Here is a 25,353-nt window from a genome sequence, read left to right as displayed (position 1 = left end):
AGATCCGGGGTTGGTGCAAAGGAGTTGTAGATCAAACCGATAGTTTGAATATCCTGACGAATAACAGCTCTTTGTTGTCTGAAGCCAAGACCCATGAAAACCCTGGTTGCACTTTTGGTCTTTATTCGTACACCCAGTGAAGGATGAACTACATAACCGCCGTCATATCTTGCATCATCATTCTGATGTTGGAGCCAGCTGAAACCATAACCTGCATTTAAACTGAATAGGGAGAAACTGAAAGATTATTTAATGGGTTCCACTTTACGCCCACGGAGATGGGCAGTAAGGTCATCTCCTGATAAATATCTACTCCGGCGGTAATTCCTGCCTCCAGCTTCCATTTGTCAAGTCTTACCCCAGTAAACGTCTGGGCAGTAAGCGAAGGCTTCCTGGCTGTTGCCGCCAGAATACCTGCCTCAGTATGGTTGACAAAAGGCAGCTTCTGAGCTTTTATGATTGGAGAAACCAGGAGCAGTAATGCAACTAAAATTGTCTTCATCGCAATATTACAAACTGTTATTCAGCGGGAGGTGGCTTAAAAGTTTTAAGTCGGATGGATTAGAATAATTATATTGATAAACGCCTTTTGTGCCGGTAACAATCAGAGATTTAGGTCCGGGAATCACGTCCGAGGCATTAATACCTTCCAGAAAAGAAAGTTGTTTCTGACCTATGGATAATACATCAGTATTATCAAAAGCCTTCAGCCCGAACTGTCCTTCGCAGATGAAAAGGTTCTTGCCGGAGACAGCTAATCCATAAGGTTTCAACATGGGAAAAGAGGAAACCATTACCGGGGCACGAGCGTCTTCAATATCAAGCACCTGCAGTACATTGATACCTTGCTGACACAAATTGTCAGACCGCAGCGTGACATACGCATATTTCCCTTGCACCACCACCGGGTCGCAGCTGGTTACGTGCCGGTAGGTAGACAGTTTGACCGGTGCTGAAGGATTGAATGCATCGTAGATATGCATTCCTGTCGTGGAGCCGATAAACAGTTTGTTATTGTATGGAAAAATCGTTTCAATACCTCCGCCAAGGTTAATGGTATTTAAATATTTTGGGTCTCGTGGTTGAGAAACATTAAACAGTTTCAATTGATAATGATCAACTGTGTAGAGGTTGCTGTTCATCAGGGTAAAACGGGCGGTAGAGCCTCCGGTGCCATAGTTGGACCCACCCGTACTATTTGCCACAGCACCTCCGGACTCATAAGAATTTTGATTGGGATAAATGTCACCTCTTATAACTTCCGTTATCACTGTGTCTTTGTATCCCAGGATAATACCCCTGGCCTTATCGATGTTTAGATTATCAAACACATTCTCCACCCTTTTGACAGAGGTTATATGAACAGGGTCGGAGACATCAAAGGCAAGCAGATCAACATAGCTATCTGCGTACAGAATATTGTCGTTTACCGCCATGTCAGCATTACCGGGGATACTGATGAAATTAATGAAACGCGGTGTCTCAGGATTAGTGTTATCTACGATATGTATGCCCTTTCTAACTTCTGTTATAAAAAGATAGTTACCAAAGATGTAGATCTTGCCCGGCTGACTAAGCGGCTCGGGTGCTTGAATAGGGGTGGTTTGCATACGCAGATCAGCTACCGAAAGATAGATTGGAACTATTGTACGAAAAGTTCTTGTTCGTGTGACCTCATCCTTGCAGGTGCTGAACAATAACAGCGGTAACACAAGCATCAGAGAAGTGATTCGTGTATACAACCAGTTTGCTTTCATGGTGATAATTAGATTACCAAGACAATACGAATGAAAGTATAGAAACGCTACAAGTTATTAATTTAATTACTGGTTAGATACTTTTAGATGATTTTGAAATTATAGTCATATGGGAAATCGATTTCTTAATCATTTCTAAATGATCTACACGTATAAAATAGTTACTTAAGCGTTTTTCTGTTCGTTTTTGCAAGCACTCTTCGCGCTCAGGAAAAAACCATTTTCATTGATTCTAAATAGAACGGGTAACAGTCTTTCTTCAAAAAGCACAGCTGGAGAGAAGCGGACAAGTAACCATTCCGTCCGGTAATTCCACACTAGTTTTAAAGGCTTGTCTCCTGAAATTGAGGAACAGAGTATACAGTTTAAAGGAGAGCGTACTTTCACAGTCCTCTCCGTTAATCGTCAGAACAATTTTCTGAACGAACAAACGGAAAATTCGGAGGTCATCAAACTTGAGGCAGAGATTTCAGATATTCGGGATAAGCTCGACATTCAGACGAATCAGATCAGAGTGTGGGTAATCAAGATTCGGGGCCTGACCTGGCGAAAAGAAAGAGTTGATCTTGAAATAAATATCCGAAGAACCGTCCGGTAGTTTTAGAATAAAGAATCCGATTGGAGAATTAAAAAGCCTATCCCGGAGTAACTCCGGGATAAGTTTTAAATAAATTAAAAATCAAAAAGGTCATTCAGGAACGACTTCTTCTTATGTTGAGGATTTCTTCTGGAACTATCATCGCCATAACCATAGCGTTTGTAATCTGACTCATAGTTTTCCTTCTTCGAGTAATGTTCGGCGGAACGTTCGATGATCTTTTCGAGCTCGCCGCGGTCTAGCCAGATACCCCGGCAATCCGGGCAGTAGTCGATTTCGATGTTTTGTTTATCGGTGATTAACAAGGTAGTGTTGCAGTTTGGACATTTCATAAGAATTACAATTTAGTTTAAGCTGAAACGGTAAAAATATTCATTCAGATACCCTGATTTCTTAAAAATGGAAGCTTCATTGTAACAATATGGGGATATAGATTCTTGTTTACCCATTTTTTGAAATTAGTATATTCAATAAAAAGGGCTAAGTTTGCTCTCATTCTAAACAACAGTAACAATAAAAAATCGTTGTTTAGTTTGATAAACATAAACTGAAACAATTTTATTAAAAAACCAGGTAGTATGAATCTTAAGACATCAAAAATCACAACCTTTATTTTAGCATTATCTACTGCTGCAATCTTATTTGGCTCTTGCCGCGCAAAAAAACCTGTCGTTGCTGAGCAGCCGCCAGTAGTTGAACAAGAAGCACCCGTAGCGCAGAGTGCACCTGTTGAAGAAAAAGAAACAGAAGTAACCCCAACTCCGGAAAAGATGCCGGATTTCAATTACAGCAACATTCAGTTTGAGTTCAATTCGTCTGTATTGAAAACTGCTTCCTATGCAGTACTTGATCAGATTGCGTCAGAAATGAAAAAATATAATACTGTAAAATTTGATATTAACGGTCATGCTTCTCAAGAAGGAACTGATCAGCGTAATATGACGTTGTCTAATGACCGGGCAAATTCGGTGAAGGTTTATTTAGTTAACGCAGGTGTAGAAGGTGAGAATCTAAACAGTGTCGGATTTGGCGAATCAAAACCAGTTGCATCAAATGAGACTGAGCAAGGCCGAGTATTAAACAGACGTGTTGAAATCCATAAGGTGAACTAATTGAATAACTATAGCGGTGGAAAAACAGCGCATATTAAAACAAGAAAAGCAGGGGCGACCCTGCTTTTCTTGTTTTATAGTTAGTTTATTCCTGTAAAACGCTGAGGATATTTCCGAATGGATCCTTAAACCAGGCAATTTGAGGACCATTGCTTCTCATAATGCCTTTTTCATCTGTAGTGAGGTTCGGCTCGTTGTATATTTCAAAACGTATACCTTTCTCCCTAAGAGTTTCGACTGCCTCGTCAATATTGTCAACCGGAAAGTTAAGAACAGTGAAGGTTGCAGGCGTGTGATTACTTTTAGGGTAGATCATTACCTTTTTATTTTCGCCGATATTTAGCTCTAAGGTATATTCATTCTCGGAGACTTCCATTTGCAGTACCTCACCATAGAACTGTTTGGCCTGTGGCAGGTCTGATACCGAGAAGCTGCTGAATGCATGATTTTGCTTGATCATGATTTTAGGGTTTAAATTGAATACTCATTAATCAAACTAAAGCCTGATTGTAATTTCACATTTTTCTCCAGCTCAAGAACTGGAAGTAATAAAAAGCTACCCGTGTATCTCCTCTTTATTGGCCAGTACTTTTTGCTGTATGTTTTTCAATTGCTGAATATGCCTTTGTGTATGATACAAAATAAAGTGTAGCCACTCCAACCTTGTTAATTCACCTAACCCTGGAGGGGAAAAAGCTAAACAGGTCTCTGAAAGATTAAGGAGGTTTGAAATTTCAATGATCTTTGCTGTCCTGTGTTTCAGTGAATTTATTATGCTGTCTTTGTCTATAATCCCAGCGGAAGGGATAATAAAATCCGGGGAGCTCATTTTAATATCGAAGTTTAGAAACGCACTTCTAATTGATTCAACCTTCTCGTCAGGTGCGCGATCAGTTTTTTGAACCGGAGCTTTTAAAATTTCTACAACACCGTAAGATTTAAATAAATGCTCGCCGACCTGGGCTGCCGACCAGCCGCCTTCATAAGGAACTTTATTTATATCTGCCTCGTTGAATGATGAAAGGATACTAGTCAGTTCATCAGTAATGCCTTTAACATTTGTTAAGATTTCTGTGTTCATGGCTCTATACAATTAGTTCATTATAAAGATACTCTGCCTGCCTGAACAAAATTGTGTGTGAATGCGTCAATCTATGGGGTGAAAGGCGACATGTTATTTTGGCTGTCCATCCTGTCTAAGCTATGTCGATATTTGAGGGTTCGATTGTGCCAGCTAACAAATCACTGCAGGTTTAAACGTTATGACATGTGTACTAACTATCTCCTTCTTCGCTGCTTGAAAAACAACTTGTCCAAAGAGAACTTACCACTGCCCAGGACAAAGATCACAATAGATAAAAGCCAGAAAAGAAAAGGTAAACTTTTAGCATCAAAAGGATCTTTCGTGTGAACGATAAAAAAAACGACCGTCATTGCTATAAAGATGGGAATTACCGCGAACCGTGTTAACAAACCCAAAGCGACCAAAACTCCGCAAAACAATTCTGCGAATATTACCAGTATGAGTGATAATTCAGAGCCTATGCCAATCGGATCCGGAAACATTTTGAGAATCTCATTGAATGACATCAACTTCATGTATCCTATACGAATGAATAAACCTCCAAAGCTTAGCCGGAGAAGCAAGGCTGCCAGGTCGGTGCTTAAAGGTTGGTAGGAAAATGAATTTCTACGCATTTAGTCAGCTTTAGTAAAAGGTGTAAGCCAAAATCGACGGTAATATAGCATATTGTAGGCTATCTACATGACCTGCTTCAGTATCTCGCGTTCAGAAAAGCGAACGAATTGTTTAAAGCTTTCATACCAGTCTTTCCAGCCCGGTTCACCGAGTTCCCTGGTAAGGGTGGCTTCATAATCGGCGAGCGTTTGGTAAGGTAATTCTAGTATCAGGCGGTATCCTTCACCGGTGAAGTCGGTTAATATCCTGCTCCCTTCAGGCTGAGGTAATAAATGGTTTTGCATGGCTTCGTCAAGCAATGCTTTTGCTTCGCGGTAGCGACCAAATTGTAAATGAAATATTTCACGTACAATAAACATAGTGAAGGTTTTAGCATTTAACAAAACAAGTATCCTTGTGTTTGATAAACGCCATTTTTCTAATCAAGCTCTCCATTTATACTTTTTTGTATATATTGATTTGTATCTTTGAAATAATGGGATCTCCATTTGCCACGAGGAGAGATTGGGGGAATTAAGCCTGTTTAATGAAGTACTATATACAATTTGCTATTACGATATGAATGAAGAACTAAGTGCTATTGAAAAAACCGTTCTAAGCGATTATAAATATGGCTTTGTCACCGATATAGAAGCTGATGAAGCACCTCCGGGATTAAATGAAGATATTATTAAATTCATATCAGCAAAAAAGAATGAACCTCAATGGATGCTTGATTGGCGATTAAAAGCTTTCAGGCATTGGGTAAGTCTGGCTGCTGAAGAACCGAAATGGGCCAATATAGAATACCCTTCTATTAATTACCAGGATATCATTTATTACTCAGCTCCCAAGCAAAAAGTAAATCCCAATAACCTTGATGAAATTGATCCTGAACTGCGAAGGACTTTTGAAAAGCTAGGCATTTCGCTGGAGGAACAAAAGCGGCTCACGGGAGTGGCGGTAGATGCGGTGGTTGACAGTGTTTCTATTGGTACATCATTTAAAGAGCAGCTAGGTGAACTGGGTATTATATTTTGCTCGATGAGCGATGCAATACAGGAACATCCTGATCTGGTTAAGAAATATATGGCTTCCGTTGTGCCGATAACTGATAACTACTTTGCGGCGCTCAATTCAGCAGTATTTACCGACGGCTCTTTTTGTTATATTCCGAAAGGCGTGCGTTGTCCGATGGAACTGTCGACCTATTTCAGGATCAACGCCGAGAACACGGGACAGTTTGAAAGAACGCTCATTATTGCCGAGGAAGGGAGTTATGTGAGTTACCTGGAGGGGTGTACAGCTCCTATGCGTGATGAAAATCAATTACATGCTGCCGTAGTTGAGCTGATCGCGCTTGATGATGCGGAAATTAAGTATTCTACTGTGCAGAATTGGTATCCCGGCGACAAGCAGGGTAAAGGGGGGATTTATAATTTTGTAACCAAGCGTGGAATCTGCAAAGGAAATAATTCCAAGATCTCATGGACACAGGTTGAGACAGGTTCGGCTATTACCTGGAAATATCCGAGTGTGATATTGAAAGGGGATAATTCAACCGGCGAATTCTACTCAGTAGCTGTGACCAATAATTACCAGCAGGCAGATACAGGAACGAAGATGCTGCACCTGGGTAAGAATACCAAGAGCCGCATTGTATCTAAGGGTATTTCTGCAGGCTTTAGTAATAACAGTTACCGCGGTTTAGTGCATGTAGCTAAGAATGCCGTTAATGCCCGCAATTTTTCTCAGTGTGATTCTCTATTATTAGGGGATAAATGCGGTGCTCATACATTCCCTTATATCGAAGTGAAAAATAATACGTCGATAGTTGAACACGAAGCCACCACTTCTAAAATCGGCGAAGATCAGATCTTTTACTGTAACCAGCGAGGTATTGATTCGGAAACCGCAGTTGCCCTGATCATTAACGGCTTTGCTAAAGAGGTGATGAATCAGTTACCAATGGAGTTTGCTGTGGAAGCACAGAAGTTGCTTGCTATTAGCTTAGAGGGAAGCGTGGGGTAACTTTCAAATGTGCAAATGTGCTGATATGCAATGTGCAAATGAAGAGCATGAGGAAAAAAGAGGTTAAGGAAAAGAATTAAGATAACGATTAAATAAAATACAATTATGCTGAAGATTCAGAATTTACATGCAGGGATTGAAGGAAAGAATATATTAAAAGGAATAAATCTTGAAATAAAACCTGGTGAAGTGCACGCGATCATGGGCCCCAATGGTTCTGGTAAAAGCACATTGGCATCTGTTATAGCCGGTAAGACCGATTATGAAGTGAGCCAGGGGATAATAGAGTTTATGGGAAAAGATCTTTTAGATATGGCTCCGGAAAAGCGGGCGGGCGAAGGGTTATTTCTCGGCTTTCAATATCCTGTGGAGATCCCCGGTTTAAGTACGACAAACTTTATCAAGACAGCTGTCAACGAAGTACGCAAATATCGTGGCGAAGAGCCTCTTGATGCGGTTGCATTTCTGAGACTGATGAAAGAAAAAATGGCTCTGATGGATATTCAGCAGCCTCTGTTGAGCCGTTCATTAAACGAAGGCTTCTCTGGAGGCGAGAAAAAGCGGAATGAGATCTTTCAGATGGCTATGCTTCGGCCTAAGCTGGCCATCCTGGATGAAACCGATTCAGGGCTTGATATTGATGCCATAAGAATAGTTGCAAACGGGGTAAATAAATTGCGCAATGCAGATAATGCAGTGCTCCTCATTACTCACTATCAGAGATTGCTGGATTTCATAATCCCGGACTTTGTGCATGTGTTATATAATGGTCGTATCGTTAAATCAGGTAAAAAAGAACTCGCCTTTGAACTGGAAGAAAAAGGATATGATTTCATTAAAAATGAAATAAATATTGCTGAAACGGTTTAATGATAATTTCAAATCAAGGAGTAAGGATGAGTACCATAGAGAATCTAACAAATCAGTTTAATCAATTGCAATCCGTTAACGCGGGAAGTGGACTAAATGCTTTCCGTGAAAATGCTTTTGATGCATTTAATCAGCTGGGTATTCCGAACATGAAACATGAGGAATGGAAATATACCCGGATCAGTAAGTTGTTTAATGAAGATTATCAACAGCTTTCGGTTCCTTTAATTGATACGATTAATTTAAATGATATCGATGGCTTGCGTTTACCCGGACATGAGGAAGCTAATGAGCTGATTTTTGTGAACGGACACTTTTCTTTTGAATTGTCTATTGTGCGTTCACCAGAACTATTAGTGTTGCCTTTAGAATCAGCATCAAATAGCGAGTTTAAGGACCTCATTTCAGAACACCTTGGGCATAGCAGCAAATATCTAAAAGATGGAATAAATGCAATCAGCAATGCGCTTATTCAGGATGGTATTTTTATCCACTTGAAGAATGCGCAGGTTGTCGCTCATCCAATTTACATTTATAACGTCACCGATGCCAGATCAGGGAATATATTCTCTCAGCCGCGCAGCTTGATTTATGTTGGTGAGCGTGCTGAAGTTCAGATTGTAGAAACGTTTATCACTTTGGGGCAGAATGAAAGTTTTGCGAACCAGGTTATGGAACTCGTAATTGAAAAGGATGCATATGTTGAACACTACAAGATACAAAATGATGCACCGCACACTAACCAGGTGAGCACTACACATTTTAGACAAACCGGTAAAAGCTATGTTCACGCGGTAACTATTTCGTTAAACGGGGGTATTGTTCGCAACAATTTGAATATGGTAATGGATGCGGAAAATTGTGAGTCGCATTTATATGGGTTGTATCTGCAGAATGGCAAAAGTCATATTGATAACCATACGGTGGTGGATAATGTGAAACCCAATTGTCTAAGTAATGAATTTTATAAAGGCATTCTGGACGACAGTGCCAGTGGGGTTTTCAACGGTAAGATTTTCGTTCAGCGGGATGCTCAGAAAACCAATGCCTACCAGTCAAACAAAAACGTGTTGCTTTCAGGCGAGGCAAGTGTGAATACAAAACCCCAGCTGGAGATCTTTGCAGATGATGTAAAGTGTTCGCACGGCTGCACCATTGGCCGTTTGGATGAGGAAGGACTATTTTACTTGCGGTCAAGAGGTATTAACGAAAAGATTGCGCGGTCGTTACTGCTTCACGGCTTTGTGGTGGATATTCTGGATAAGATAAAGCCGGTAGCTATCCGGAACTATGTTGATCAGCTGATTTCTGAGCGCTTAGAATTTGATATAGCATGATAGAAATTGATATTATACAAGATAAACTTGATGTAAAAGCCATTCGCGAGCAATTTCCAATCTTAAACAGAAAAGTTAAAGATCGGGAATTGATCTACTTTGATAATGCCGCTACTTCACAAAAGCCTCAGGTGGTAATAGACGCACTGGTGAGCTATTATACAAATTATAATGCCAACATTCATCGCGGTATTCATACGCTTGCAGAAGAAGCTACAATGGCTTTTGAAGCAACAAGAGATACTGTTCGTCAATTCATAAATGCTGAGCACAGAGAGCAGGTCATTTTTACCCGCGGAACGACCGAAGGGATTAACCTGGTGGCGAATACCTGGGGGCGGCGAAATATCAATAAAGGTGATGAAATCATCATTTCGACGATGGAACATCATTCTAATATTGTTCCCTGGCAGTTAATCTGTGAAGAGAAGCATGCAATATTGAAGGTAATTCCTGTTAATGATAGCGGTGAATTGCTTCTTGACGAATTTGAAAAGCTTCTAACTCCCAGAACAAAGTTGGTTTCCATTGCGCATGTGTCAAATTCTTTGGGTACTGTAAATCCAGTAAAGGAGATCATTAAGCTCTCACATGATGCTGGCGCTTTGGTGATGATTGACGGTGCGCAGTCTGCGGTGCATTTGGATATTGATGTGCAGGAGATGGATTGTGATTTCTTCGCATTCTCTGCTCACAAATTATATGGTCCAACAGGTACTGGTGTATTGTATGGGAAAAAGCATCTTCTGGAGAATATGCCGGTATTTCACGGCGGTGGTGAAATGATCAAAGAAGTTTCTTTTGAGATGACTACTTATGCAGATCTGCCTTATAAATTCGAAGCTGGAACACCGAATATTGCGGATACAATTGCTTTCAAGACTGCCCTTGATTTTACCAGCGGCATCGGTAAGCAAAAGATCCGTGATCATGAAAATGAATTGCTGAAATATGCTACCTCGCAGCTGGAGGAAATTGCAGGATTAAGAATTATTGGAAAAGCTAAGGAAAAGATCAGCGTTATTTCATTTGTGATAGATAAAATACATCCGCAGGATGTGGGTATTTTACTCGATAACCAGGGAATCGCCGTTAGAACCGGGCATCATTGCACACAACCATTGATGGATCGTTTCGGTATACCAGGTACTACCCGCGCGTCCTTTGCCCTGTACAATACGAAAGAAGAAATAGATAAAATGATTGCCGGCCTTCTCAAGGCGATTAAAATGTTGTCGTAATTTTTATGGATACTCAGAAAGCAATTACCGAGATTGAGAATGAAATAGTTGAAGAGTTTGCTCTATTTGACTCGTGGGACGATAAATACGAATACATTATTGACCTGGGTAAAAAACTCCCGCCATTGGATGATCAATATAAGATTGATGAAAATAAGGTGCGGGGTTGCCAGTCGACCGTATACTTAATAGCCAACAACAAGGATGGTAAGATCTTTTATGAGGCAGAGAGTGATGCAATAATTGTGAAAGGCTTGATCAGCATGTTGATCAGAGTGTTGTCGGGCCAGCCTGCAGATGCCATCATTGATGCTAAACTGGATTTTGTGAGAGAAATTGGCATGATGACACATCTGGCCCAAACAAGGTCGAATGGCTTGCTGGCGATGATCAAACAAATGAAAAACTATGCGCTTGCGCATAAAATAATCACTACTACCTCAGTTTAAGAAAATGGATACCGAAGCACTGAAACAAAAAGTAATCGAATGTTTGCAGACTATTTATGACCCGGAAATTCCGGTTAACATTTATGAGCTCGGCTTAATATATGAAACAGAGATTTTACCTATCAACAATGTCCAGGTGGCTATGACATTGACTTCTCCGGGCTGTCCGGCTGCGCAGATTATTCCCGTTGAAGTAGAACAGAAAATCAAAGAGATAGAAGGGGTAAACGAGGTGCATGTATCCGTTGTATGGAATCCGCCCTGGGATAAAAGTATGATGTCTGAGGCGGCTCAACTTGAGCTCGGATTTTTATAGCATCAATTTAAACCAGGGACTAATTAACAATACCATTTAATACTCCAATGAAGATCACGGCACAGGAAGAATATGGTTTGCGGATATTGATACGCATTGCTGCTTGCAAAGATATCGACGGCCTCAGCATTCCCCAACTTACTGTACTGGAAGGCTTAAGTATTCCTTACGTCGCCAAACTTACAAGGATACTTCGAATAGGAGGATTTATAAACAGCACGCCCGGTCATAAGGGAGGTTATGTGTTGGCCATGCCGGCTCAACATATTGGAATTAAAGGTGTGTTGAAAGTATTAGGTGGGGTATTATTTAGTGACAATTTCTGCGGGAATCATTCTGGAAGCTTACAATTATGCAACAATTCAGTAGACTGTTCTGCACGTTCCCTCTGGACCATTATTCAAGTTACCGTTGACCAGTTGCTTGACCAAATTACTCTTGGAGACTTGGTTAATTCGGAAGAAGATTCCTCCAGGCTCTTAAACCAGTTATTAGCACATAGGAGTACAGCTGTAATAACCGAATAGGATAAATGCACAAGTGGTACCTAAGTCCGGCTTGTGACTTAGTATAATAAATTGAGAAACGATAGCTAAATGGGAGGAATCATTCCTGTTCAGTTACGTGCTCAGCCGGTGTTTCCGCCGGTATTTCTTTTGCTTTGGGCTTTCTGCCTCTTTTAGCTCCACCAGTTTTAGCTGCTTTCCTTTTGGTTGCTGATGCGGTTCCGTCTGGATTTGGTTTTCTGCCCCTTTTAACCGGAGTTTCTGAGGATGTTGAACCTTGCAGTGCATTTAAAGCGTTTTGAGTGGTTTCCAATTCTTTGTTTAACTGAGCTACTTTTTCTCTCAGAAAATTTACTACGTCTTGTTGTGTGACTTTAGCCATTTTGATTATGTGTTGTGAGAAGGCAATTTACCATTTGTAATTAAAATTTTTACTTGTCGAAATTGAAGCCAAAATATGTTAAACGTTAAATTCCAACCTTCTTTAGTCAACTATTTAACCTGTTGATTAATAATGGTATAACCAACAAAATTCATAAATTGCAGTGTCATTGGTAGGATGTTTATGTGAAAAATATAAAACTTAATAATTATACATTCACCCCTTTTGGGTGATAATAATTAACGAAGGAAATAATTAATTTGTATTAGCTATTGAACTGCTTTCTGTTGCAACTGGTTGTAAAATTTGAATGAAATGTATATTTCAATTCCTTTTAATAAGCCGGGTAAATCGTATTGTAAATTATTGATTATTTTACTTTTAATCCTGTTCGCAACACAACCATTAATTGCCCAGCGTTTTAACTTCACACAGTATAATATTGAACATGGGCTAACTCAATCTCAAGCCCGGGCATTTACTCAAAGTCCAAGTCGTCATTTATGGATTGCCACGCAGGGGGGAGTTTCCCGATTTGATGGAAGCCAGTTTTATTCATTAACACGCAGCGAAAATGGGCTTGCCTCTATGGCAGTCAAGGCTTTAGTTACCGATAAAAACGGGAAGGTTTATATCGGTACCGAGGACGGTCTATCGGTTTTTGACGGGAAAACAATTCGCAACTACCGGCTTCCTGGCAAAGAAGGATTTTCAACAATTCATGCGTTGATAAAAGATAAACAAGGGAAAATTTACGGGCTTAACAACGAGCAAATCTTTGTTTTCGATCAGGATAAAATTATACCCCTTAAATATTCCGGCATCCCTGACGGACCAGTGTCAGCTCTAGCGACAAACGCAAAGGGAGATTTACTTGCTGCGGTTTACAGGAAAGGAATTTATGAATTGGATGGTCGCATTTGGAAATTAACGACACAATTGCCCCAATCATCAGGCTCAGCTAAGTCATCCTACGTTCGCCAATTGTTTTTTGACCGCCATCTTAAAGGTAAACTATGGATCCTCTCACATGATAAGCTTTTTACATTTTATAAGGGAGAACTCGAACAGTTTGAGAACGATCAACTGGCATCTGAAACACCTGGATTTCTTGCAATTGCTCAGGATGAATCAAATAATTTGTGGCTGGGGACTTTGATGGGCGCATACTGTATTTCGCCGGAGAAAACTCAGTTTTACAATTCCAGTAATGGGTTCACAGATAATGCTGTAAACAGCATATTCAAAGACGCTGAGAATAATATGTGGTTTGCAACTGAAGGAGCCGGAATATATAAATACGACGGCGATAGAACGATGATACTTGATAAGGCGCAGGGATTATCTAATGAAGTGGTGATGGGGTTTGCTACTGATCGTAAAGGGGCGATGTGGATGCATTGCTTTGGAAACACTCTATTCAAATTGCGGGAAGGTAAAAAGATCAATATAAAGCTACCGGTGCCGGATACCGTTCATTACAATATCAGCCAGTTATTTAATGACCGCGAGGGAAATATTTGGATCGGCACAAGTGGTGCGGGTTTGTGGAAGTATGATGGCACAGGCTTTAAAAACTTTCCTTATCAGGAAGGAAAAGTGCCGAAAGTTATTCGGCATATGATGCAGGATAGAAAAGGCACTATCTGGCTGGCTACCCCTACCGGCTGTTACCTGTTAACTGGCGACAAATTTTCTCACCTCAAAGAGCCAGACGCCTTTGCCAGCGGACTTCTCGAAATTGGTTCTGACTCTATTCTTGTCAATACGTACAAGGGAAATTTTCTGATAACCGGTAAAGAGCGGCGGGTTCAAATTGTTTCCAGAAGGGAACTTCAAAAGACTGATCTCTATTGTATGGTGATGAATAAGGGGAAGGTGTTTTTTGGAACAAGTGAAAATGGCATATGGGTTTGGGATTTAGGAAAAAACATTTATCATAACCTGACTAGAAAGAATGGTTTGTATTCAAATACTATATACAGTTTAATTGCCGATGAGAAAGGAAATATATGGGCAGGGACAGGTCGGGGTATTAATAAGATCAAATTTGATTCTCAAACCGGCAGATTTACCGTATCCGGTGCTGAATATTCGCAAAAACTCACTGTGGAATGTAACCAGAATGCCGTGTTTCTTTCCCAAAATAAACTTTGGGTGGGAACTACAAAAGGAGCTGTCATATTTGATCTTAGTGAAAGTTCAAGAAAAACTGAAAAGCCTTATATTGTTTTGCAATCGGTAAAACTGTTTGGTTCAGGTGTTGAGAATAAAGATGAAAGATTTAGTACTGTCAATGGATTTCCTTTACCGAAAGATCTTGAGTTAGCCTATCGCAAAAATCATATTAACCTGAATTTCAGAGGGGTGTATCTGACTAATCCTTCGGATGTTTTATATCAATACAGGCTGGTCGGACTTGATGATTCCTTCTCCAATCCAACAACAAATTCCAGTGTTAATTATCAAACGCTACCTCCCGGAAGTTACATTTTTGAAGCGCGGGCGATGAATAGTGCGGGTGCTATTTCAGATAACTTGCTGAGGTTTCCATTTTCAATCAGGCCTGCCTTTTATCAAACTGTTTTTTTCAAGCTGGCTGTTATTCTTTTCCTGGTTCTTTCAGGAATCGCTATGCAGGCTTACCTGCACAAGCGAAAAAATTTAAGACTACAACAGATAGAAAGTTTAAAAAGGGATGAAAGGTTAAAAGCCAGGCAGCAAACGGCCGAGGATTTCCATGATGATCTGGGAAACAAATTAACCCGGATATCGATTCTCACGGATATACTAAATACTAAACTGAACGGCGAGCACCATGAAGAAAAGCAACTCATCCACCAGATAAAAGAGAATGCTTCCTCGCTGTATCGTGGAACTAAGGATATTTTATGGGCACTGGATCCGAAGAGCGATAACCTGTATGAGATACTATCTCACATCAGCGAATTCGGGATGGAGCTCTTTCAGGATACCGCGATTGAATTTCAGTATGAAGGCATTACGGAACAGCTTATCAATACCAGGCTGCCAATGGAATACAGCCGGAATATCAGCATGATATTTAAAGAAGCGCTTAATAATTCTTTACGCCATGCGGATGCACACCATGTCCTTTTGAATGTTTCAGACCTTGAGAACGCCATAGAGATTGGATTAAAGGATGATGGGAATGGCTTCGACGAGCAGACTGCGCACAGAGGCCTTGGCCTCAATAATATTTACCTCAGGGCAAAGCGCCTGGGAGCCAGTCTGGATTTAACTTCTGCAATAGGAAAAGGAACTAAACTTACGTTGACGATCTATAAAAGCTAAGTGGTATGAACAGCCAGGAAGCAATTAGAGTGGTAATTATTGAAGATGATGAAGTAATCAGGAATGGTTATGCATTCCTAATAGGTAAGGAAGCTGGCTTTTATGTGGTCAATAGCTATCCATCTTTCAATGAAGCGGTCAAAAGTATAGCTGCTGATGATCCCGACGTCGTTCTTCTCGACATTGAACTACCTGGTATTAATGGGATTGAGGCATTGCCGAAACTAAAGAAGATTCTGCCTTCTGCATTTGTGCTTATCCTGACCGTCTACGACTCTGAAAAGTTAATCTTCGACGCGCTCGCAAGTGGCGCCTCCGGCTACCTGACGAAGAATTCAAGCCCATCTAAGATTGTTGAATCTATTCGCGAAGTAAAAGAAGGAGGGGGGCCGATGAGCATTAACATAGCCCGCATGGTAATTAACTCTTTCCGACGGAATCAGGATACTCCTTTGTCCAAGCGGGAAACGCAGATACTCGAATTGGTTGGCAACGGCAAAAGCCGAAGCCAAATTGCCAAAGAGCTTTTCATTGATCTGGAAACCGTTAAAAGTCACATCAAGAACATCTACATGAAGCTGGATGTAAATTCACGGGCGGATGCTTTAAGGGCGGCACGCGAAAATAAATTGATCTGACCTCTTTCACTGATATAACTGGTCTGGTTTATAGATAATCATATACTGAGTATATGATTACACGGTACTCACAGGTTGTTGATCGAAGGATGACATAGGTGCTTATTGTCTTTTGATAAGAGGTGATCTAGTCTGTTTAGCTAATTCTGACCCCTGGTCCCATTAAGTTTTCGCGCTATTTCAATCAAAACCCGGTAATGTATTTGTTACGGGAATTAGCTGCTATTGCTGTAAAATCCCCCGCTAGGGGTGATGTAGCCGGGTTTTTCCGTCCGTAATTTTACTTCAACAATAAAGATAAAAGGCAGAATCAAGGTTGAAAACGAAATCGGATTTCCAGTCGATAAAGCTGCCACCGGGTAAAAAAATCAAGTATTCACGTTTTAAATTATGTATTATGAAAACATTAATGGTCTTGCTTTTTTGTGGAGTTATGTTGTCCGCAAATCAGTTATTTGCACAAAAACAAGACGGGAATTTACTGCCTGTTGTTACCATTACAGCCGGAAGCAATGTTAGTGAAGTGGTGCAAAACGCATTTTTTAATAAGTTCAAAAATGCTGAAAACATGAGATGGTTCATAATCAACCAGAATTACCTGGTCAAGTTTATCATGGATGATCAGGAGCACCACGCATTGTTCAGAAAAGACGGGGAATTCCTGTACCGCATCAGCTACGGAACGGAAGTCAACCTTCCCGCAGACATAAAAATGCAGGTGAAATCAAGATACAAAAAGCACAAAATCAACCAGGTATTTAACGTTGATCGTGATGACAGAGATATTTGGATTGTAAATCTGGAAAGTCCTAAAAACTATATCATAGCAGGTGTAGAAAATGAAACGCTTAACGAAATAACCCGCTTTAAAAATGCTACGGCAGGTAACCAGCCTGTTGCCAGTAACAAATAGAAATAGAACAACGCGATTGAAAGGGTCAAATTTGCAAAAGTTTGATCCTTTTTTATTTACGGTAAATTAAATCACCCTATAAGGGTGATGTGCCTTGCAGATACTCAGTGTAAATTTATACAGCGATTTACATAATCTCTCATTAAACAGAACTTCATTTCTAAACAGTTGATCATATGAAATACTTAGCCATTTTTCTGATCATCATTTCGATCTCTGCACAGTCGTTAAATGTACAGTCGACGGTAGTTCATGTGCAATCATCCAAGGGGAAACACATAAAGGCTTCGAAAGCGAAGCTGGTGAAGAAGGCGGGTAGGTGTCCGATAAGTTCTGGAAAGACCCTGAAGACCGTAAAAGCCGTTAGCCCCAAGGATGTCGAGATCTATAAGCACTAAGCAGCAGACACTTTTGCTCTTAAGATCACTTCAAAGCCCGGTAATCATCGTTTATTTCTATCCAATAACCATCGGGATCCTGGAAATAGATTTGCTTAATTCCGTCCGGTCTGACGGTTGGTGTATTTGAATCGCCTTTCCAGTTGCTGTATTTTATTTTATTCTTTGCAAGAGTGCTGATAAAGGCGTCAATTGTGGGCACGCTAAAACACAAATGCCGATCTTTAATCTGTTCTAAACCGGTCTTTGCTCCCGAAATAAGATGGAGCTGTCCCTGTACACCTAGGGTAAACCAGGTGTGTCTACCGTCTTTAAACGGTTCATCCATCATCTCTAGTCCTATAATATTTTTATAAAAGTCTGTGCTTTTTTCCAGGTCGTTAACGTAAACCGCAATATGATTAAGTATCGGTCTAGCGCTGCTTTGAGCGAGCACCTGCGTGCTTGTAAAAACACAGCACAGTAATATCGGAGTAATTAAGAATTGTTTCATGGGGTATGATGTTTTCAATAAATATACATTTCCCCGTTTGATAATTAAAACTTCGATTATGTAACGATTTTGAAGCGTGGCAAAACTCTAAGTACAGGTGTATTGATATTCATTAACTTTAAGAATTATTGGGCAAAATGAGCCGAATGAAGACGAAATTTCTATTACTGATTTGCCTTGTCTTTCCCCTGGCGTTGTTGGCCCAGAAAGTTAATTTGTTAACAGTAGATCAGCTGGAACAACGTATAAAGAGTGGAAAGGATACCGTTTTTATTGTTAACTTTTGGGCTACATGGTGTGCACCCTGTATAGAGGAACTTCCATACTTTGAACGTTTTTCTACTGCAAAGAAGCAGGAACCGGTAAGAGTACTTTTGGTCAGCCTGGATTTTAAATCAAAGATGGAATCTTCAGTAAAGCCATTTGTTAAGAAAATGAATCTCCACAACGATGTATATCTATTGAATGAAAAGAATCAGCAAACATATATTGACAGAATCGATAAAAACTGGTCTGGTGCGATACCTGCTACTTTGATTATTAGTCCAAAGCTTAAATCGCGGCAGCTAATTGAAAAGCAACTAACCTATAAGGAGCTATTAACCTTTTACCAAAAAAATAAAAGCGATGAATAGAATACTTCAAACACTGATGCTGTTTGCATTGATTATTACCTCTGCAAGTGCTCAGGAAAAAGGCTATGAGCCAGGAAGCCTTGTTACTGACTTTACTTTGAAAAATGTTGATGACAAACAAGTTTCATTGGCCGACTATCAATCTGCAAAAGGGTTTATTATTGTGTTCACCTGTAATACCTGCCCCTATGCGAAGGCGTATGAGCAGAGGATTATTGATCTGCACAATAAATATGCTGCAAAAGGCTTTCCGGTCATCGCGATTAATCCTAACGATCCTGTGGGGTCTCCGGGTGATTCGTTCGCAGCGATGCAGGAAAGATCAAAAACTAAAAAGTATCCTTTTCCTTATTTGTCAGACCCCGATCAGTCCGTAACCAAACGATTTGGTGCCACCCGCACACCGCATGTATATCTGGTGAGTAAATCGAAAAGAGGGAATAAAGTCGAGTATATAGGTGCGGTTGATAGTAACACAGAGGATAATGACCCTGAAAAAATAAAGTACGTAGAGAATGCCGTACAAGCGCTGTTGGAGCAGAAGGCGCTAACAACAAAAGTCACGAAGGCCGTTGGTTGTACCATTAAATGGAAGAAAGGATGATCATAGACTATATCTCCAGACCCCTTATTTCACTTGATAATTTAAAACTTTATAAGCTCTGAATGTTAACCATTTACGAGGCTTAATAACTAAGCCTTTTATCAGAGGCTTTTTATGAGAGTGTTAGTAATTAATGGACATCCACGCCAAGACAGTTTTTCTGAAGCATTAGCCAATGCCTATATTCAAGGGGCACGAACCGCAGGAACAGAAGTTAAAAAGCTTACTTTATATGAACTTTCGTTCAACCTCAATGTAACTGAACTCTCTCCCAAAAATCAGTTTATTGAACTGGATATTCAGCGAGCGCAGGAATTAATTATTTGGGCAGACCATTTAGTATTTGTATATCCTACCTGGTGGGGAACTCTTCCGGCCTTACTCAAAGGTTTCATTGACAGGGTTCTTACAGAGGGCTTTGCGTTTAATCATATTGAGGGTGGTACAGGGTATGCCCCTCTATTAAGCGGACGAACGGCACAGCTGATTACAACCATGGATAGCCCTTACCTGGTATATCAGCTAATTTATAGAGCTCCCGGTCATAATGCTATGCGACGGGCTACTCTTGGGTTCTGCGGTTTTGAGATGGCACGTACGCTTAGCTTCGGCCCTGTAAATAAATCTACAGCAGATGTGCGTGAACGTTGGCTGATCAAAACAAAAGCAGAGGGAGCACGATTGAAAAGAGGGGCGCTAAGTGTTCAAAAACAGCTTTCTATAAAAGCCATTACCTGGCTCAAGGCTCTGCGGCTACAATTCTATCCTATGACTTTTGTCGCTTACACGATGGGTGCTTTTGCGGCAGAGAAATATGGATATGAATTTAATTCCACACTTTTCTGGACGGGATATATTTGGTTGTTTTTCCTGGAGGCAGCTACCGTATTACTTAATGAATTTTTCGATTATTCGGGGGATAAGGATAACCATTACTTCGGTCCGTTCACTGGCGGTTCGAGGGTGCTTGTCGATAAGCTCCTCAGTTTTTCTCAGATCAAAGTTGGTATCGTCGTATCGCTCTCACTGGCCCTTATAAGCTTGGTTGTTTTACTTGGCAGTCTGAATAGCTCATTTAATGAAGCCTTGCTAACAAGTGTTATTCTAACAGTTCTAGCGCTTGGTTATACCGTACCGCCCTTGAAATTGTCGTATCACAGTTTGGGTGAGGTTACCGTGGGAGTCACTCACAGTTTTGCAGTGATTGTTTGTGGTTATCTTTTTATGGGAGGACACATCAGCGATCAGTTTCCATGGGTGATAAGTTTGCCTTTATTTCTGGCTGTTCTGCCTTCGATTATCCTTGCTGGGATCCCCGATTATGATTCAGACAAGCAGGCAGGTAAGAAAACGCTAGCAGTAAGGTTCGGCAAAAAATGGGCAGCACGTGTAGCATTGGCCTTTACCTGGCTGGCTTCAGGTACTCTTGTAGGATTTGGTGTTTTCAATGTATTGCCAGATGCTTTTACCGGTGTTTATTATTTTGCGATTCCGCATGCACTCCTCTTAAGCTTTTTCTTAACCAGGTACATTACTCAACCCGGATCAAGTAAACGTATAGATACCCTAATGGTGGTGTCTTTGATCTATCTGATCTGGTTCGGATTAATTCCACTGATAAATCTTTCATGAAACCAGCTGTCAAACAGCTTTAATTACTGTAGACATTATTGACGTCAGCCGCCTTTAGTTCTTCGCTAACGGTCACCAGGGTCTTCATTATTAACGATAGCTGTAACGGCTTGGAAATATAATAGTCCATACCCGCTTTAATACATTCTTCCTTATCCTCTACCATGGCGTTAGCTGTCATAGCGACGATTTTGGGCTGCCTTATATTGTTTTTACGAATCAGCCGGGTTGCTTCGAGGCCGTCCATCTCCGGCATCTGAACATCCATTAATATAACGTCGTAATCAACGGTCTGCAGTTGCGCAATAACCTCTTTGCCGGTTCTTACCAGATCAGCGACATATCCGAGTCGTTCAAGTATTTTTCGTATTAGTAGCTGATTGGTCGGGTTGTCTTCCGCAATTAAAATACTTAGAGGATGTTGTAAGGCAAAGTCGGCTGAAAGTACCGCAGAAATGGGTTTTTCGCTTTGTACTGTCGGCTCTTTTGTTTGTTCAAAAGCAAGCTGAATGACTTTGCCCAGATGCTGCTGTTTGGCCGGCTTTGTTAAAATAGCATTAAAGAGGAGCGGGTGCTTGGTTTTGGTTTCGTCGCCGACAGAACTAAGTAAAATGATTGGCAGGGCAGGGTATAATTTCCTGATTACGGTGCTTAGCTGTACACCATCCATATCCGGCATCTGCATGTCCGTTATCACGAGCTCAACAAAGTTTGTTGCGAGGTAATCCAAAGCTTCTTTTCCCGATGAACATTGAACCGGAAGTAGGCCCCACTGGTCTAGCTGAGCGGTGAGAATACGTAAATTGGTTGAATTATCATCAACGATCAACACCCTGTTACCCTGGTAGGTTGTGAGATCGAATTTATTGAAAAAGATAACTGCCTGATCACTTACCGAAGACTTGATCGTAAATCGAAATACTGATCCTTTCCCTTCCTCACTTTCAACGTCAATATCGCCGCCAAGTAAATGAACCAGGCGTTTGCAGATCGCCAATCCGAGTCCAGTTCCGCCATAGCGACGAGTTGTTGATGAATCAACCTGGGAAAATGCTTTGAAGAGTCTGCTGATCTTGTCCTGGGAGATACCGATTCCGGTATCGATCACTTCAAATTGCAATTCGATGTCTCCTTTTTTATCAAGTGCTAAGGAGGTGACCCGGAGAAAAATTTCGCCAGATGAAGTAAACTTCATTGCATTGCCGATAAGATTGATCAGCACCTGTTTTAGGCGCAGCCCGTCTGAATGAAGCTGCACCGGTATAAGCGGATCGATATGGTAGATCAGGTCAATGCCGTTTTGTGCAGCTTTAGCAGTGAAAAGATCCATTACCTCTTCAATTAGCTGGCGCAGCACGAAGTCATGAGGATCAAGTTCAAGGTTTCCTGATTCTATCTTCGAGAAGTCGAGAATGTCATTGATCACATTTAATAATACCTCTCCGCTGCTGCGGATTGTATCAGCGAATTCGAATTGTTCGGTATCAAGTTTTGTTTCACACAACAGCGAAGCCATCCCCAGAACTCCGTTCATGGGCGTCCGAATTTCATGACTCATGGTGGCGAGGAAAACACTCTTAGCCTGGTTTGCCCTTTCGGCCTCTTCCCTTGCTTTTGCTTCCTGTTCGCGCTGTTCCATTAACTCTTCATTTAAAACCTGCAGCTGATTTGACTGTATATTGAGTTCTTCTGTACGGTTGGAGACAAGTTGCTCCAGTTTGTCTTTCTGGCGACGTATCGTCTGCAAGCGGCGGCGATAATAGTAATATATACTGCCGGTAAACAAAAGGACGGCTGCAATCCTAAACCACCAGGTACCCCAAAATGGCGGTGTGATAATTAAGTTCACAGTGCTTACCTGCGTGCTCCAAATTCCATCTGCATTTGCTGATTTAACCATGAACTTATACTCTCCCGGATCAAGGTTTGTATAGGTGGCGGTTCGTTGGTCGCCAACATAACTCCAGTTTTCATCAAATCCCTTGAGCATATATGCATAGCTGTTCTTCTCAGGCACTGTATAATTCAGCGACGAAAATTCAAACGCCAGAACCGATTGATTATATGGAAGGGTGATGCTCTTTGTGCGGCTGATCTCTTTTTTTAGCAATGAATTCTTGCCTGGCACTACAGACCGGTTAAAGAGCATAAAATTAGTTAACACCACCGGAGATTTAATTGTGCCCGTCATGGGCTGCCGGGGATTAAAAATGTTATATCCTTTAGTTCCTCCAAAATACATGTTTCCGTCTTTGGCTAGCAATGATCCCCTGGCAAGAAACTCGAGCCCCTGTAAACCATTGTCGACAGTAAAATTTCTGAAGATCTTCATTTCCGGATCCATCCGGCTGATCCCACTATTGGTGCTGATCCAGAGATAGCCATTGGCATCCTGCAGCGTGCTGTTAATCACGTTGTTTGGCAGCCCATCCTCCATAGTGAAGATTGTAAAATCATTTAGTTTAGCATTGAACATGGCAAGCCCTCCACCTGAAGTGCCAACCCATATTCTACCTTTATTGTCGCCATTGATCGAAATGATAATATCACTGGTAAGATTCGAATTTCGCTGGTCGTAGCGGGTGAACCTACCTGTCGCAGGATTATAAACGCTCACCCCCCCGAAGTAGGTGCCAGCCCAGATCTTTCCTAACCGGTCTTCATATAAAGATTGTATAAAGTCGTTACCCAAACTTTGAGGGTCTTCCCTCTGGTATCTAAACTTTCGGATAGCTTTGGTCTTGTGGTCAATAACATTGATCCCGTTGCCGTTTGTGCCTGCCCAGATATTTCCTGACCGGTCTTCCAGCAGTGTATAGACCGTATTTCCCGATAAGTTGTAATCTCCTTCGCCTTCCTTGTAAAGCTTGAATTTACCGGTTTGAGGATCAAACTCATTCAACCCGCCGCCATAAGTTCCTATCCAGAGCTTTTTGGTTTTTTGACTGTATTCCAGCGACATGATGATGTTACTGGTCAGCCCGCCGCGGGAATCCGTTGATTTAAACTGCTGATGTTTGCTCGTTCCTTTTTTTACAAAGTTTAATCCCTCGCCGTCCGTCCCAATCCATACATTTCCTTCTTCGTCTTCGGCGAATGAAGTAACTACGTCGGAACTCAAACTGTTCTTGTCCGCAAAATGCGAACGAATATGATCAAAGTAATTAATACTTCGGACATACTTATTGATACCGCCCGAATAGGTTCCGACCCATAAAATACCCTGGTTGTCATGATATAAAGAGACTACGGAATTGTTACTTAAACTGAAATCATCCCCTTTATCCATGCTAAACCTGGTGAATTTCTCAGCTCGTGTTTCAAAATAGATGAGTCCATTTTCGGTTCCAAGCCACAGATCGCCGTTGCCGGCATCTATAATAGAAGAAATGTAATTATCATTAATACTGTGGGTGTCTTCTCCCTGCAGGGAATAGCGCTTAAATTCACCAGTAGCAGGATCCATCCTGTTAAGCCCCGAACTTTCAGTTCCAATCCACAGATACCCTCCTTTATCTTCATAAATCACCTCTATGTGATCACTGCTAATGCTTTTGGGATTTTTAGGATCGTGCAGAAATGCGGTCAGCTTATTTTGATTATAGTTATATCTATACAGGCCAACGCCTGTGCCGATCCATAATTGTTTTTTTCGGTCTTCCTGGATATCAAAAATACTCGCTGTTCCTATCTGGGAGGAGAGGTTCATCCGGATTGCATTGCCAGTTTTTCTATTGAATAAGTTCAGGTTGCTATAGGTACCTACCCAGAAATTCCCTTTACTATCTTCAAGCAGTGATAATACCGCCGGATTACTGATTGATGCCGGGTCTTTGCTTTTGTGTGTGTAGGTAACAAAAGAGTCGGAATCACGGTCGTACCTGCTTAAGCCACCGGTTATCGTTCCTACCCATAATACCCCTGCCTTATCCTCGTAAAGGTTGAGAATATGATTAGACGGCAGGCTGCCTGAATCTTTAGGGTCTCTACGGTAGATCTTAAACTTATAGCCATCGTACCGGTTTAAACCATCGCGTGTTCCAAGCCATATAAAGCCGAATCGATCTTTTAAGATACACCTGACAGAGCTTTGCGATAAGCCATTCGCCGTGGTTAAATGACTGAACTTGATGTCATTCGGTTGAGCAGAAACATGGATTGAAATGATGCTCAGTAAAACGAATACGATGAAGGTTGTAAGCGAAATTCTTTGGGACGGTCCCTTTTTTAACATTATATGCGTTTTGTATTTACATCATACGATTATGACAGAAAAAAGTTGAATTCAGGGCCGTTTAAATTTCGCTGTAAAAACTATCCTGCAATTGAATACCGCACTCCTGATTGGATGGGAATGCCTCCTTACGACTGAATTGTAGACAAACTCAATAGTAAAGTCTTTCCGAATGACCGATTAATCAAAGCAAGATGGGAGAGACAAAAAAAAG

At 41.1% G+C, this 25,353-nt stretch carries 26 protein-coding genes; 16 read left to right on the top strand and 10 right to left on the bottom strand.

Annotation, left to right across the window (positions count from 1 at the left end; all coding sequences use genetic code 11):
* Window positions 1-217: 217 nt before the first annotated feature.
* Together AC1MCB_RS12465 and AC1MCB_RS12460 are read right to left on the bottom strand one after the other, a co-directional pair.
* The gene (locus AC1MCB_RS12465) at window positions 218-502 is read right to left on the bottom strand and encodes a hypothetical protein (protein ID WP_479965052.1); all 285 of its coding nucleotides are present in this window, start codon (window positions 500-502) and stop codon (window positions 218-220) included.
* Window positions 503-509: 7 nt separating this feature from the next.
* Window positions 510-1,757: an LVIVD repeat-containing protein gene (locus AC1MCB_RS12460; protein ID WP_479965051.1), complete on the bottom strand. Its 1,248-nt coding sequence runs from the start codon at window positions 1,755-1,757 to the stop codon at window positions 510-512.
* A 331-nt stretch (window positions 1,758-2,088) separates the two neighbouring features.
* On the opposite strand from AC1MCB_RS12460, the gene AC1MCB_RS12455 reads away from it, so the two are divergent.
* Complete coding sequence (locus AC1MCB_RS12455) at window positions 2,089-2,355, top strand: DUF4140 domain-containing protein (protein ID WP_479965050.1); 267 nt, start codon at window positions 2,089-2,091, stop codon at window positions 2,353-2,355.
* 74 nt (window positions 2,356-2,429) lie between these two features.
* Here AC1MCB_RS12455 and AC1MCB_RS12450 read toward each other — a convergent pair whose 3' ends face one another.
* Window positions 2,430-2,687 carry a TFIIB-type zinc ribbon-containing protein gene (locus AC1MCB_RS12450; RefSeq protein WP_479965049.1) on the bottom strand — a complete coding sequence of 86 codons (258 nt, stop codon included), beginning with the start codon at window positions 2,685-2,687 and terminating at the stop codon, window positions 2,430-2,432.
* A 246-nt stretch (window positions 2,688-2,933) separates the two neighbouring features.
* Between AC1MCB_RS12450 and AC1MCB_RS12445 the strand changes: the two genes are divergently transcribed.
* Window positions 2,934-3,467: an OmpA family protein gene (locus AC1MCB_RS12445; protein WP_479965048.1), complete on the top strand. Its 534-nt coding sequence runs from the start codon at window positions 2,934-2,936 to the stop codon at window positions 3,465-3,467.
* Between the two features lie 85 nt (window positions 3,468-3,552).
* Here the strand turns inward: AC1MCB_RS12445 and AC1MCB_RS12440 are convergent, their stop codons facing one another.
* From AC1MCB_RS12440 to AC1MCB_RS12425, 4 genes are all read right to left on the bottom strand, one after another.
* Entirely contained in the window at window positions 3,553-3,927 is a 375-nt protein-coding gene (locus AC1MCB_RS12440) for a VOC family protein (RefSeq protein WP_479965047.1), read from the bottom strand.
* Window positions 3,928-4,023: 96 nt separating this feature from the next.
* Window positions 4,024-4,548, bottom strand: coding sequence for a DinB family protein (locus tag AC1MCB_RS12435; RefSeq protein ID WP_479965046.1), 525 nt, complete (start codon window positions 4,546-4,548; stop codon window positions 4,024-4,026).
* A 197-nt stretch (window positions 4,549-4,745) separates the two neighbouring features.
* On the bottom strand, window positions 4,746-5,165 hold the full coding sequence (locus tag AC1MCB_RS12430; RefSeq protein WP_479965045.1) for a DoxX family protein: 420 nt from the start codon (window positions 5,163-5,165) through the stop codon (window positions 4,746-4,748).
* A gap of 63 nt (window positions 5,166-5,228) precedes the next feature.
* Window positions 5,229-5,525, bottom strand: a complete 297-nt coding sequence (locus AC1MCB_RS12425; RefSeq protein ID WP_479965044.1) for a hypothetical protein — start codon at window positions 5,523-5,525, stop codon at window positions 5,229-5,231.
* 199 nt (window positions 5,526-5,724) lie between these two features.
* Between AC1MCB_RS12425 and sufB the strand changes: the two genes are divergently transcribed.
* The 7 genes from sufB (at window position 5,725) to AC1MCB_RS12390 (ending at window position 11,916) form a co-directional block, all read left to right on the top strand.
* Entirely contained in the window at window positions 5,725-7,176 is a 1,452-nt protein-coding gene (gene sufB / locus AC1MCB_RS12420; RefSeq protein WP_479965043.1) for a Fe-S cluster assembly protein SufB, read from the top strand.
* 105 nt (window positions 7,177-7,281) lie between these two features.
* On the top strand, window positions 7,282-8,046 hold the full coding sequence (sufC, locus tag AC1MCB_RS12415) for a Fe-S cluster assembly ATPase SufC (protein ID WP_479965042.1): 765 nt from the start codon (window positions 7,282-7,284) through the stop codon (window positions 8,044-8,046).
* Between the two features lie 26 nt (window positions 8,047-8,072).
* Window positions 8,073-9,383 (top strand): Fe-S cluster assembly protein SufD, encoded by a 1,311-nt coding sequence (gene sufD / locus AC1MCB_RS12410; RefSeq protein ID WP_479965041.1) that lies wholly within the window; start codon window positions 8,073-8,075, stop codon window positions 9,381-9,383.
* Entirely contained in the window at window positions 9,380-10,624 is a 1,245-nt protein-coding gene (locus AC1MCB_RS12405) for a SufS family cysteine desulfurase (protein ID WP_479965040.1), read from the top strand. The genes sufD and AC1MCB_RS12405 overlap by 4 nt, the downstream gene beginning before the upstream one ends.
* 5 nt (window positions 10,625-10,629) lie before the next feature.
* Complete coding sequence (locus AC1MCB_RS12400; RefSeq protein ID WP_479965039.1) at window positions 10,630-11,073, top strand: SufE family protein; 444 nt, start codon at window positions 10,630-10,632, stop codon at window positions 11,071-11,073.
* Window positions 11,074-11,077: 4 nt separating this feature from the next.
* Window positions 11,078-11,389 (top strand): DUF59 domain-containing protein, encoded by a 312-nt coding sequence (locus tag AC1MCB_RS12395; RefSeq protein WP_479965038.1) that lies wholly within the window; start codon window positions 11,078-11,080, stop codon window positions 11,387-11,389.
* 47 nt (window positions 11,390-11,436) lie between these two features.
* A complete protein-coding gene (locus tag AC1MCB_RS12390) occupies window positions 11,437-11,916 on the top strand; it encodes an Rrf2 family transcriptional regulator (RefSeq protein WP_479965037.1) in 480 nt (159 codons plus the stop codon).
* A gap of 79 nt (window positions 11,917-11,995) precedes the next feature.
* Here AC1MCB_RS12390 and AC1MCB_RS12385 read toward each other — a convergent pair whose 3' ends face one another.
* Window positions 11,996-12,277 carry a hypothetical protein gene (locus tag AC1MCB_RS12385; protein WP_479965036.1) on the bottom strand — a complete coding sequence of 94 codons (282 nt, stop codon included), beginning with the start codon at window positions 12,275-12,277 and terminating at the stop codon, window positions 11,996-11,998.
* 315 nt (window positions 12,278-12,592) lie between these two features.
* Between AC1MCB_RS12385 and AC1MCB_RS12380 the strand changes: the two genes are divergently transcribed.
* The 4 genes from AC1MCB_RS12380 (at window position 12,593) to AC1MCB_RS12365 (ending at window position 17,541) form a co-directional block, all read left to right on the top strand.
* Window positions 12,593-15,592: a ligand-binding sensor domain-containing protein gene (locus AC1MCB_RS12380; RefSeq protein ID WP_479965035.1), complete on the top strand. Its 3,000-nt coding sequence runs from the start codon at window positions 12,593-12,595 to the stop codon at window positions 15,590-15,592.
* 5 nt (window positions 15,593-15,597) lie between these two features.
* Window positions 15,598-16,230: a response regulator gene (locus AC1MCB_RS12375; RefSeq protein WP_479965034.1), complete on the top strand. Its 633-nt coding sequence runs from the start codon at window positions 15,598-15,600 to the stop codon at window positions 16,228-16,230.
* A gap of 397 nt (window positions 16,231-16,627) precedes the next feature.
* Window positions 16,628-17,143, top strand: coding sequence for a hypothetical protein (locus tag AC1MCB_RS12370; protein ID WP_479965033.1), 516 nt, complete (start codon window positions 16,628-16,630; stop codon window positions 17,141-17,143).
* 176 nt (window positions 17,144-17,319) lie between these two features.
* Window positions 17,320-17,541 (top strand): hypothetical protein, encoded by a 222-nt coding sequence (locus AC1MCB_RS12365; RefSeq protein ID WP_479965032.1) that lies wholly within the window; start codon window positions 17,320-17,322, stop codon window positions 17,539-17,541.
* A 25-nt stretch (window positions 17,542-17,566) separates the two neighbouring features.
* Here AC1MCB_RS12365 and AC1MCB_RS12360 read toward each other — a convergent pair whose 3' ends face one another.
* Window positions 17,567-18,034, bottom strand: a complete 468-nt coding sequence (locus AC1MCB_RS12360; protein WP_479965031.1) for a VOC family protein — start codon at window positions 18,032-18,034, stop codon at window positions 17,567-17,569.
* A gap of 146 nt (window positions 18,035-18,180) precedes the next feature.
* Here AC1MCB_RS12360 and AC1MCB_RS12355 point away from each other — a divergent pair, with 146 nt between their 5' ends.
* From AC1MCB_RS12355 to AC1MCB_RS12345, 3 genes are all read left to right on the top strand, one after another.
* Window positions 18,181-18,669: a TlpA disulfide reductase family protein gene (locus AC1MCB_RS12355; protein ID WP_479965030.1), complete on the top strand. Its 489-nt coding sequence runs from the start codon at window positions 18,181-18,183 to the stop codon at window positions 18,667-18,669.
* Window positions 18,662-19,273 carry a thioredoxin family protein gene (locus AC1MCB_RS12350; RefSeq protein WP_479965029.1) on the top strand — a complete coding sequence of 204 codons (612 nt, stop codon included), beginning with the start codon at window positions 18,662-18,664 and terminating at the stop codon, window positions 19,271-19,273. The genes AC1MCB_RS12355 and AC1MCB_RS12350 overlap by 8 nt, the downstream gene beginning before the upstream one ends.
* A gap of 114 nt (window positions 19,274-19,387) precedes the next feature.
* The gene (locus tag AC1MCB_RS12345) at window positions 19,388-20,905 is read left to right on the top strand and encodes an NAD(P)H-dependent oxidoreductase (RefSeq protein WP_479965028.1); all 1,518 of its coding nucleotides are present in this window, start codon (window positions 19,388-19,390) and stop codon (window positions 20,903-20,905) included.
* 19 nt (window positions 20,906-20,924) lie between these two features.
* Here the strand turns inward: AC1MCB_RS12345 and AC1MCB_RS12340 are convergent, their stop codons facing one another.
* Window positions 20,925-25,139, bottom strand: a complete 4,215-nt coding sequence (locus tag AC1MCB_RS12340) for a hybrid sensor histidine kinase/response regulator (RefSeq protein ID WP_479965027.1) — start codon at window positions 25,137-25,139, stop codon at window positions 20,925-20,927.
* Window positions 25,140-25,353 lie beyond the last annotated feature (214 nt).

The sequence above is a fragment of the Daejeonella sp. AP26 genome (assembly GCF_056680515.1).
This window is presented reverse-complemented; position numbering and strand designations above follow the sequence as displayed.

Bases quoted from the DNA above. Each gene is read 5' to 3' on its own strand.
- AC1MCB_RS12465 (WP_479965052.1), bottom strand. From the start codon at position 502: ATGAAGACAATTTTAGTTGCATTACTGCTCCTGGTTTCTCCAATCATA.
- AC1MCB_RS12460 (WP_479965051.1), bottom strand. From the start codon at position 1,757: ATGAAAGCAAACTGGTTGTATACACGAATCACTTCTCTGATGCTTGTG.
- AC1MCB_RS12450 (WP_479965049.1), bottom strand. From the start codon at position 2,687: ATGAAATGTCCAAACTGCAACACTACCTTGTTAATCACCGATAAACAA.
- AC1MCB_RS12445 (WP_479965048.1), top strand. From the start codon at position 2,934: ATGAATCTTAAGACATCAAAAATCACAACCTTTATTTTAGCATTATCT.
- AC1MCB_RS12440 (WP_479965047.1), bottom strand. From the start codon at position 3,927: ATGATCAAGCAAAATCATGCATTCAGCAGCTTCTCGGTATCAGACCTG.
- AC1MCB_RS12435 (WP_479965046.1), bottom strand. From the start codon at position 4,548: ATGAACACAGAAATCTTAACAAATGTTAAAGGCATTACTGATGAACTG.
- AC1MCB_RS12430 (WP_479965045.1), bottom strand. From the start codon at position 5,165: ATGCGTAGAAATTCATTTTCCTACCAACCTTTAAGCACCGACCTGGCA.
- AC1MCB_RS12425 (WP_479965044.1), bottom strand. From the start codon at position 5,525: ATGTTTATTGTACGTGAAATATTTCATTTACAATTTGGTCGCTACCGC.
- sufB (WP_479965043.1), top strand. From the start codon at position 5,725: ATGAATGAAGAACTAAGTGCTATTGAAAAAACCGTTCTAAGCGATTAT.
- sufC (WP_479965042.1), top strand. From the start codon at position 7,282: ATGCTGAAGATTCAGAATTTACATGCAGGGATTGAAGGAAAGAATATA.
- sufD (WP_479965041.1), top strand. From the start codon at position 8,073: ATGAGTACCATAGAGAATCTAACAAATCAGTTTAATCAATTGCAATCC.
- AC1MCB_RS12405 (WP_479965040.1), top strand. From the start codon at position 9,380: ATGATAGAAATTGATATTATACAAGATAAACTTGATGTAAAAGCCATT.
- AC1MCB_RS12400 (WP_479965039.1), top strand. From the start codon at position 10,630: ATGGATACTCAGAAAGCAATTACCGAGATTGAGAATGAAATAGTTGAA.
- AC1MCB_RS12395 (WP_479965038.1), top strand. From the start codon at position 11,078: ATGGATACCGAAGCACTGAAACAAAAAGTAATCGAATGTTTGCAGACT.
- AC1MCB_RS12390 (WP_479965037.1), top strand. From the start codon at position 11,437: ATGAAGATCACGGCACAGGAAGAATATGGTTTGCGGATATTGATACGC.
- AC1MCB_RS12385 (WP_479965036.1), bottom strand. From the start codon at position 12,277: ATGGCTAAAGTCACACAACAAGACGTAGTAAATTTTCTGAGAGAAAAA.
- AC1MCB_RS12380 (WP_479965035.1), top strand. From the start codon at position 12,593: ATGTATATTTCAATTCCTTTTAATAAGCCGGGTAAATCGTATTGTAAA.
- AC1MCB_RS12375 (WP_479965034.1), top strand. From the start codon at position 15,598: ATGAACAGCCAGGAAGCAATTAGAGTGGTAATTATTGAAGATGATGAA.
- AC1MCB_RS12370 (WP_479965033.1), top strand. From the start codon at position 16,628: ATGAAAACATTAATGGTCTTGCTTTTTTGTGGAGTTATGTTGTCCGCA.
- AC1MCB_RS12365 (WP_479965032.1), top strand. From the start codon at position 17,320: ATGAAATACTTAGCCATTTTTCTGATCATCATTTCGATCTCTGCACAG.
- AC1MCB_RS12360 (WP_479965031.1), bottom strand. From the start codon at position 18,034: ATGAAACAATTCTTAATTACTCCGATATTACTGTGCTGTGTTTTTACA.
- AC1MCB_RS12355 (WP_479965030.1), top strand. From the start codon at position 18,181: ATGAAGACGAAATTTCTATTACTGATTTGCCTTGTCTTTCCCCTGGCG.
- AC1MCB_RS12350 (WP_479965029.1), top strand. From the start codon at position 18,662: ATGAATAGAATACTTCAAACACTGATGCTGTTTGCATTGATTATTACC.
- AC1MCB_RS12345 (WP_479965028.1), top strand. From the start codon at position 19,388: ATGAGAGTGTTAGTAATTAATGGACATCCACGCCAAGACAGTTTTTCT.
- AC1MCB_RS12340 (WP_479965027.1), bottom strand. From the start codon at position 25,139: ATGTTAAAAAAGGGACCGTCCCAAAGAATTTCGCTTACAACCTTCATC.